This is a genomic window from Spirosoma sp., from assembly GCF_048594605.1.
GTDB lineage: Bacteria > Bacteroidota > Bacteroidia > Cytophagales > Spirosomataceae > Spirosoma.
This window is the reverse complement of sequence record NZ_JBMDWV010000171.1, coordinates 1-8,668: the sequence shown is the minus strand read 5'-3', so window position 1 is coordinate 8,668 and position 8,668 is coordinate 1. Positions and strand designations below refer to the sequence as shown.

The window sequence follows — 8,668 nt, the reverse complement described above, 5'->3', positions numbered from 1 at the left end:
AGTGTCATCAGCACGACGTTGTCATAACCGCGTCCGCTCCCGTGCTGCCATTCACCCAACAAAGCCGCTCGGGTGTCATTTTCAAGGTGAAAAGGAACGCCCCAGGTCGCTCTGGCCCAGCCGGGTAAGTCAAGAGTGGGAGCATCGCTATATTTGGCATTGATGGAAAGAACGCGCTGTTGAACGGGGTCAACGATACCCGGCACCGCAACACCCAGACCCGCTAGATCAGAGACCGACAAACCAGCTTTGGCCAGCATGTCGTTGACGGTGGCCTGAATCTGGGGTAACCGACTTTGTAGTCCCTGACCTGACTGCGAATCCAACTGATTGGTCAGCAAAACGGTCCCCGCCCTGACAAGCCCCAGCTTGATACGAGTACCCCCCAGGTCGATAGCGATGATCGCTTTTTGCTCCATACCCGTTTATTTTTTCGTTTCCCGTTCCTTTTCCAGTAGACTCAGCCGGGCGTATAATTCAGCAATACAAGCTTCGTCCAGCAACCATTTTGGCTTGTTCAATTCCGCTGGTTGGGGCGTCCAGCTGTGGGTAACCAGACCGTATTGATCGCGGGCGTTCTGCCATGCGTAGTCGAGGCTTTGCTTGATTTTGGTAATATACAGGTAGTCCCCGTTGACCCGGTAAAGTGCTTCGTAGCCCCGGAAAAGCACCGTCACAAACCAGGGTAAATCGATCTGAATGGCGGACGAAGCGGGATGCTTCTGTTTGCTGAAATGAACGTACGTATCCTTGGCCAGTTGTTCGGCCTGCCTCAAATATTGCTTATCGCCGGTAAACTGGTACAGCAGCACCGCAGCTTCGAGCATAGAGCCGGAATTGTAGGTGTAGAAGACCCGGTTCACGGACCCCGTTGCTTTGCGATCATTGGCATACACGCCGGTCGAATCGAGCAGGTTCGTGTACATCCAGTTGTAAAACGTTTTGCCCCATTGTAGATAATACGGGTCTTTTGTGTCTTGGTAGAGCTTGAGCGCTGTGAGCGTAGCCATGCCGTTAGAGCAGGCCGGTTTCTGATCCCGATGCCCTTCCAGCCACGTAACACCGCCCCCCAGCTCATCGTCCCACCCGCTCAGAATAAAGGCAAATACGTCCTTCGCCCGTTTCAGGTAAAGCGGATTTTGGGTGTTGAGGTAGGCTTCCATATAGTCGATTCCCACCAGCCCGTTGTCGTCATAATACCGGTCCGACTTCTCAAACCGTACCGGATAGGCCTGGTAACCAACCGGCGAACGACTTGAATCGCGGTAGGTTTCGATTCCCGTAACCAGACTGTCCAGGTAGCGTAGTTGCGTTTTTCGTTCGGAAGGAATTTTCAGCAGCACATTGGTCGCCGAAAACATCCCGGAAAATGGCCACAGAAAGCTAACGGCTTTTTCTTTAACGCCACCGCCCTGCATGTACGTTAGGGTGTCGTTGCGATTCGGCGGGTAATTTTCTGAGAATAGGTTATAGGCTGGCACCCTATACCGACGCCAGACGTTGGTATAGGTTTCCCGGGCCCGGTTCAGATACTCTGCCGACGTTTTGGGGACCTGCCCAAAGGCGGTCTGAACGGCTAGAAGCAAACCAATTGCTACCATTCGGGCGGGCTGTTTTTTGTGTAGCTGGGTCAAAATCCTTATTCGTTTATGCGTTGTTGAGTACATCAGGTCGCCTAATCGGTCCCGCTACTGGGCCGAAGGCGGAGGTGTTTGAATGCCCCATTTCGTATTGGGCTGACTGCCCATAACGAACGTTAATTTGCCGCCCTTCATCAACTCATCCCGGTACAACCAGCAATTTTGTAGAGCTTTTCCATTGAAGGTAGCCGACTGCACGTATACATTTTGGGCGGAGTTATTTTTGGCTTCGATCTGTAGCGTCTTGCCATCGCCCAGCCGGATCGTCGCCTGATCGAATGCAGGGCTGCCCAGCTGAATAATCGGCCGGAGATCGGTGAAGCCTTTGACATCGAATAAGCCAAGCGAGGCTATGACGTACCACGACCCCAACTGGCCCTGATCTTCATCCTGCCCGTACCCATAACCGTGGATGGGTTCGACCCCGTAGAACTCATTGCAGATGGCGCGGGTCCATTTCTGGGTGAGCCAGGGTTTTCCGGAGAAGTTGAACAGCCAGCTGATGTGCAGGTTCGGCTGGTTGCCGTGGTTATAAATCGACTTGATCCCGGCAAAGGCGTCAATTTCCTTGCCACCCCCAAACCCGTTTTTCTGGGCCGTGGTGAAGATGCCGTCGAGCCGATTGTTAAATTCGTCTTTGCCCACCGTTTCGATCAGGGCCTGCGGATTCTGGGGTACAAAAAAGGTGTACTGCACGGCGTTCCCCTCCTGAAAGCCCCGCCAGGGTTCGTACGGATCGAATTTGTCGATGAAACTGCCGTCCGCTTTTTTCGGACGAACCAGTTTGGCCTTCGGTTCGTAGAGAAGTTTCCAGCCATTGGAGAGCCTGGTAAATTGGCCGTAATCCGTTTGTTTGCCCATCGCTTTCGCCAGTTGGGCGGCAGCGAAGGCACTAAAGCTGTATTCCAGCGTATGCGAAGCCGAAAAGCGGGAGCCGGTCGAATCGGTTTTGTCTTCGTCGAGGTAGGGTACGTAGCCACGTTTGACGAACGCTTCGACATCCAGCTTGCCGGAGCCGACAGGCCGGTTTCGCCCACTCAGTTCGTTAGCCCGGATAGCCTCATAAGCCAGATTCGTATCATAATCCCGAATGCCTGCCTGATACGCCCCGGCAATGGCCAGACCGACAAAGTTGGTTCCTACGCCCGATACAAAATTGCTGTTGGCAATACCGTCGCCAAACCAGCCCCGTTCCTTGTAAATCGCCAGTTGAGTTTGTACGAAATCGTTGTACCGCTCGGGGTACGAAAGCGCCCAGAGCTGCGTCAGGTTCCAGTACGCCCCCCAGATGGCATCGGTGTTGTAAAAGTTATAACTGAAATTTCCTTTTTTATCGCGCGGCAGTTGACCAATTGTTCCGTCGTGCCGGGGATAGGCACCGGTCACGTCGTTGGCGATTCCCCGGCCCAGCAGGGCGTGAAACAAGCCCGTATAGAATTTGACCTTGTTGGTTTCATTCCCTTCAACGGTCAGCTTACCGAGTTCGGTTTGCCACGTATCCTGCGCCTGCTTCCGGGCTTTCTCAAACGACAGCTTCGCGGCTTCGGCTTCCAGATTAGCCTTCGCGTTGGCAATAGACGTATAGGATAAGCCTACTTTCAGTTCAATGGCCTCGTTTGCGTTGGTCACATAGTCCAGAAAAAGCCCCGCGCCTTTTCCAGTAGCCGAATTGCTTTGTGCCTGAACACCTGCGTCCGTAAACGCTCCGACCGACCGTGGGCTCTTGCTCACTTCGCCCCAGACGTACATGGACACCTGCCCGTTCGGATCGTAGGTTTTTACGTACTTAGGATAGGTGGTCACGAATCCTTCAAAGTGCGTATCGTCTATCATGCGGACTTCCGACTTCCGCACCTCCCCGCTTTCGCCCTGCACATTACCAATGTCCAGAATAATTCGCGACTGGTCATTCTTGGGAAAGGTATACCGATGAAAACCAACGTGTTTGGTTGCAGTCAGTTCGGCGGTGATTCCGTAATCATCCAGCAAAACCTTGTAGTAGCCGGGTTCGGCTACCTGATTTTTTCGATCAAATTTAGATCGGTAACCACTGCCCGGTTTGTCCAGTTCGCCGGGTTTTACCTTTAGCTCACCGGTAGCGGGCATAAAGCTGACCCCGCCTACCTGCCATTCGTGGAAGTGGGCAAAGCCTTCGATGGAGTTGTGCCGCGTATCGTACCCGACCGCTTCCCAGCCCTGATCGTTACCGTAGTGCCCGTTGGTGGAAGGAGCCAGTTTGGCCATGCCGTGGGGGACAGCCGCTGGCGTGTAAAAGAACCATCGGCTATGGGCCGTTCCAATGTTAGGATCGACGTAGCGGAGCACATTGGGACGTTTCACAGCGCAGGACGTGAGCAGCGCAGCAAGGGCAATACTACCGAAGAGGGTGGAGAAATGGATTCGTTTCATGACTTATCTGTATGTTGAAAGGAGCGCCTGTATCCGTTGCATCCAGGCCACATCAACCCCTTCGATGTTTGCGTATCGACCGGCCCCGTTCAGGCTGGCAAACTGGTAATAGCCGTGCGTAATTGGGTCTCTCAGTACGGTGTTAATGGCGTCGATATTCCCCTGCGCGTAGCCCAACCACGTAGTGTTCTGGTCAGCTTCGTACAGCTTAATCATCGCCTGTGACCCCCACCCGCACCAGGCCGGGGTGACGCGGAGATCGCTGGTGTTGAAGATATACACGTTGTGCGTCTTATCCCACAGCGTCCGGTTCATGGCATTGCCCAGCGCCTGCGCTTTCACCAGGTACGACGGGTCTTTCATGGCTTGTCCGTACACCAGAAAGGCCTCCACCATAATGGCGTTGTCGTAAGTGAATTTTTCGGTAAACCGTTTGCTCGCCCGGTCAATCTGCCAGACAAAAAGACCGGTGCTGCTTTCGTATAATTTACTTGATAGCCACTTATCCACGGCGGTTGCCCACTCGCGGTAAACAGCTTCGCCGGTGAGGGCGTACAACCGTGCAAACAACTGCATGGCTAACCCGTTCGACTGGGTTGGCTTTACCGTTTTGGCCGTGTTCCACCAAAATCCGCCGTCGAAGGTTGTGTCCCAGGTACCGCTCTTCATGAGCCAGTTGGCGCAGGCTTTTGCCTTGTCCAGATAAGCCGCTTTCATCGCTCCGGTACTGACTTCGTAGGCATCCAGATAAACCACGCCCGACAAGGCATTGTCGTCGATGTATTTCAGCGAGTCGGAGCCTTTTTCACTACCATCAATGCGCACAAAACCAAAATAGCCGCCGATGGGGCTGTTATCATCCCAGAAATGACTCATCCAGTTGAAGCTATCGTTCATGTAGGTCGCGTGACTAGTCTCCCCAATCCTGACCATGGCCGCATCCGCGTAGATCTGGCTGGTATTATACCATTCGAACGCCGACGTCGGATCGGTGGTCGCGCTGACCCGGTAGCTCTTGTACGGAGTCAGCAGATTGGTCAGTACGTAGGCATGGCTTTTCTGGGCTGCTGTCCGGTACCGCGACACGGTTGGCGTAGGTATGGTCGGCCTGGTCGTGTCGGGTTCCGCAACGGGCGATGGTGACTGCTTATCGCCACAGGCCGTAACGAGCGTAACGGCTACGACCAGCCCAAGTCCATAATAAAGTAAGTTCTTCATAATCGGGAGCGTAATCCAGTGCCACAGGCGGTTATGCTTGCGACACTGGATGTTTCAATAGGAGTTTTCAGCAGCTACTGCGCTTATTTCAGCACGGTTACCTGATGCGTGTACGGCGCGTTCGCCCGAAGAACAAGGTCCACTTTCACCTTCTTGCCATCGGCAGTTGGATCAAACTTATACGTATTGTCCCACTGTGCATCGGAAACCGACTGAACCTGAAAATACGACGCGGGGGCTCCGGCGGGACTGTTGTTATTCACGTTCGCACTGCCCAGGTACGCAAGGCCATTAGCAGTATGCATGACGAACTTGTACCGCTCGTCACGACCCCAGGAAAACGGGTAAAACTCAACCGGAATGCTGGCGGCTGTCCACGTTCCATTGCCCGCGTAGGTAAGCGTACCGATTTCCTTGTTGTACGCCGACATGAACAACCCAACTGACTGAATTTCGGTAGCCTGCGCCGTGGCGATGTTGAAATCATACCGCAGGCGATACGTTTTCGTCGCGCCGGTCAGGGTTACGGGCGTGTTACCTTCCCGAACGGTGTCTTTGGCAACGTAGTAGTTCTTGCCGCTGCCCGTCCGTCGATCCGTCAGGTAATAGGTACCGGCCTTTAACGAGGTAAACGCTTCGAAGACGCCGTCCTCGGTTTTCTTAAAGGCAATGGACTTGGTCACATCCTCACCGCCTTCGGTGGCGCTTCCCGTCAGATACAAGCTGTCCGGCAGTTCGGCAAACCCGGCGGGGCGAGTCATGGTCAGAATGCGGGTGGTCGTACTCATCTGGCGGTTCAGCGCAATTGACGCCAATACCGTCCATTTAACACTACCCGTAGAAGAAGCCGCGATACCCCCCAGGGCCGCGATTTTTTTCAGGTCGTTGTGGCTCAGGGTGAGCTGAGGCTGGACGCCTAATCCGTCGGATACGGTCTTGTAAAACGGCTTGCTAAAGTCGCCATCGACCTTATCGAACGCTACTTCGTACAAAACACCTTCAGCGGTCTGGGTGGGTCCCCATTTGAACTGCACACTGGCCGGCGTACCCGGTTCCAGCCTGACACTGGTATTATTGTCGGGGGTCATCAGCGAACTAACCGGGGTGACCGCCGGATTCAGTTCCCGAACCGTCTGGGTACAGGAAGCAATCGACAGCATGGCGACTAAAGCCATACTACCATACGTCAACGTTTGTTTCATGAAGCGGGTTGGTTAGTAACCAGGGTTTTGGGTCAATGATTTGTTGAGGTTCAGCTCGGAAGCGGGCAGTGGCCACAGGTAATTACGGGCCGGATCAAACTGGCGCCGTTGCGCCCGGATGTAGCCGTTGTCCACCGCTGGGTCGCCAAATTTGGCACCGTGGGCATAGCCGTTGAGAACCGTCTCGGCGATCCGCCACCGGCGAATGTCGTCGATTCGTAGTCCTTCCATCGCGAATTCGGCCCGACGCTCCCGCCGGATGATCCCGGTCAGATCGCCACCCGTTGGAAAGTTCAGCGCTGCCGCGTCTGTGAAGCCCGCCCGCTGCCTGAGGGGCCGGATTGTTTTGTCCCACACATCAGCGGTCATTTGTCCCAGGCTTTGCTTCGCTTCTGCGTACATCAGCAGGACTTCAGCATACCGAATCAGGTGCAGATTCAGCCCCGACGCAAAGTTGGCCAGCCCATTTGGGTCGTAGTATTTACGCCAATAGTACCCCGTGGGTGACCCCTGCCCGTTGAGTGCGTACTCGTTCAGCGCGGGGCGGACCGGGTCCGAGCCGGGGCGGATATAGATCGTTTGCGTCGTGCCGTCCGCGTTCCGCCAGACGTATCGGTCGTAAACCACCGTAGCCGTCAGCCGGGGGTCACGATTGACGTAGGGGTTGGTTTCGACATATCCAGAACCCGTCTCGCTGATCGCTTTACCATTGAGCATGATGTAATCGTTGACCAGCTCCTGCGTGGGGGCCAGACTGTTCGTCCGGGCTCCGACCGACCGGGGGGCGAAGTCGAAAAACTCCGACCAGGTGCGCAGACTAGGTACGTATTGCAGGGCCAGAATGGATTCGTTGCTGGTTTTGTTAACCGTCGGGCTGCTGAACAGATCGCCGTAGCTGGCCGCCAGTCCGTACTGACCGTTGGTCGCCTGCTCGTTGATCAACTGTTCGCAAAGAGCAACAACCTCGGCCATCCGATTTCCTTCGTAGAGCAGAACCCGGGCCTGCAACGCCATGGCTGCGCCTTTGGTAATTCGACCATTATCGGCGGGGGCATACGCATCCCGGGAGGGCAGCACGGCCGCAGCCGCCGTCAGTTCGTCCGTGATAAATTTCAGGACTGTGGCCCGGGGTGAACGGGCAATCGTTTTGGCTTCATCCGGTGAAATGTCGCGGTCCAGCAGCGGAATGTCGCCATACCACTTCATCAGGTTAAAATGGTGCCAGGCCCGCACGAAACGCACCTCACCTTTCATCCGCGCCAGCGTCTCCGCCGGAAGCGTCGTGTTCTGATCAACGTTGGTCAGAAAGATATTGCAGGATTTGATGCCCCCATAGTAGAACGACCAGTCATTCTGAAATTTCGGCAGCGTCGAGGTAAAACTACCACTCGCGATGGCTTCCGGATTACCCGCTGCCGACCCTTGCGCGGTGTAGGCATTATCCGACAAAGCCTCGCTATAAAAGTATAACGTACTGTTGTACATGCCGCTGTAAATGTTGTTCAGGGCATTGTTCACGTTCTCGCTCGTGGTCCAGAAATTGAGTTCCGTAAACCGGTCGACCGGGGCAATATCCAACGTTCCGCACCCGGCAACGGTGAACAAGACCACACACAGGCCACTTAGTTTCTTGAAAAAATTCATGCGTATGAGGGATTAACAGGTTAAAGGCTAAGATCAAGTCCAAACCCGTAAAAAATGGGCAATGGGTAATTGCGGCCGCTGTTGGACGACGCATTCAAGTTGAGGTTGTTGTTGAACTCGGACGTTTCGGGATCGATAAACTTAAGCTGGGTAAGCGTCAGCAAGTTCTGGCCAATCAGGGACACCCGCAGGCGCTGAACCCCAAATTTCTGGGTTACGGCAGTCGGAATGGTGTAACCAACCTGCACGTTCCGCAACCGGGCGTAGGCGCCACTGTACCGGTAGACGTCCGAGCCGTACCGCCAGTTGTTGGTGTTGGAAGGCGAGCCGATAGCCGCCAGTCGGGGGTAGCGCGCATCCGGGTTGGTGGGCGTCCAGAAATCCGTCTGGTGTTCATACATGGTCGCTCCGTAGTTGTAGTGGAATGGCTCGACGGTTTCGCCCCGGAGCATCACATCGCGCTTGCCTACGCCTTGGATAAACAAATTCAGATCGAAGCCTTTTACCGCCAATCGGTAGGTGAAGCCGAACGTATAGCGTGGGAACGGGTTGCCC

At 54.8% G+C, this 8,668-nt stretch carries 6 protein-coding genes and 1 pseudogene; all 7 read right to left on the bottom strand.

Features of this window, described 5'->3' with window-relative positions; translation table 11 throughout:
* On the bottom strand, positions 1 to 419 hold a 419-nt coding region (locus ACOJS8_RS10730), incomplete at its 3' end, for an ROK family protein (RefSeq protein ID WP_420148539.1).
* Positions 420 to 425: 6 nt separating this feature from the next.
* Entirely contained in the window at positions 426 to 1,634 is a 1,209-nt protein-coding gene (locus tag ACOJS8_RS10725; protein WP_420148538.1) for a glycoside hydrolase family 76 protein, read from the bottom strand.
* A 54-nt stretch (positions 1,635 to 1,688) separates the two neighbouring features.
* The gene (locus ACOJS8_RS10720; RefSeq protein ID WP_420148537.1) at positions 1,689 to 4,049 is read right to left on the bottom strand and encodes a GH92 family glycosyl hydrolase; all 2,361 of its coding nucleotides are present in this window, start codon (positions 4,047 to 4,049) and stop codon (positions 1,689 to 1,691) included.
* Positions 4,050 to 4,052: 3 nt separating this feature from the next.
* Entirely contained in the window at positions 4,053 to 5,267 is a 1,215-nt protein-coding gene (locus ACOJS8_RS10715) for a glycoside hydrolase family 76 protein (protein ID WP_420148536.1), read from the bottom strand.
* Between the two features lie 83 nt (positions 5,268 to 5,350).
* Positions 5,351 to 6,469 (bottom strand): SusE domain-containing protein, encoded by a 1,119-nt coding sequence (locus tag ACOJS8_RS10710; RefSeq protein WP_420148535.1) that lies wholly within the window; start codon positions 6,467 to 6,469, stop codon positions 5,351 to 5,353.
* A gap of 12 nt (positions 6,470 to 6,481) precedes the next feature.
* A complete protein-coding gene (locus ACOJS8_RS10705) occupies positions 6,482 to 8,113 on the bottom strand; it encodes a RagB/SusD family nutrient uptake outer membrane protein (RefSeq protein ID WP_420148534.1) in 1,632 nt (543 codons plus the stop codon).
* A gap of 20 nt (positions 8,114 to 8,133) precedes the next feature.
* Positions 8,134 to 8,668 (bottom strand): annotated as a pseudogene (locus ACOJS8_RS10700) (SusC/RagA family TonB-linked outer membrane protein); the annotation flags it as partial.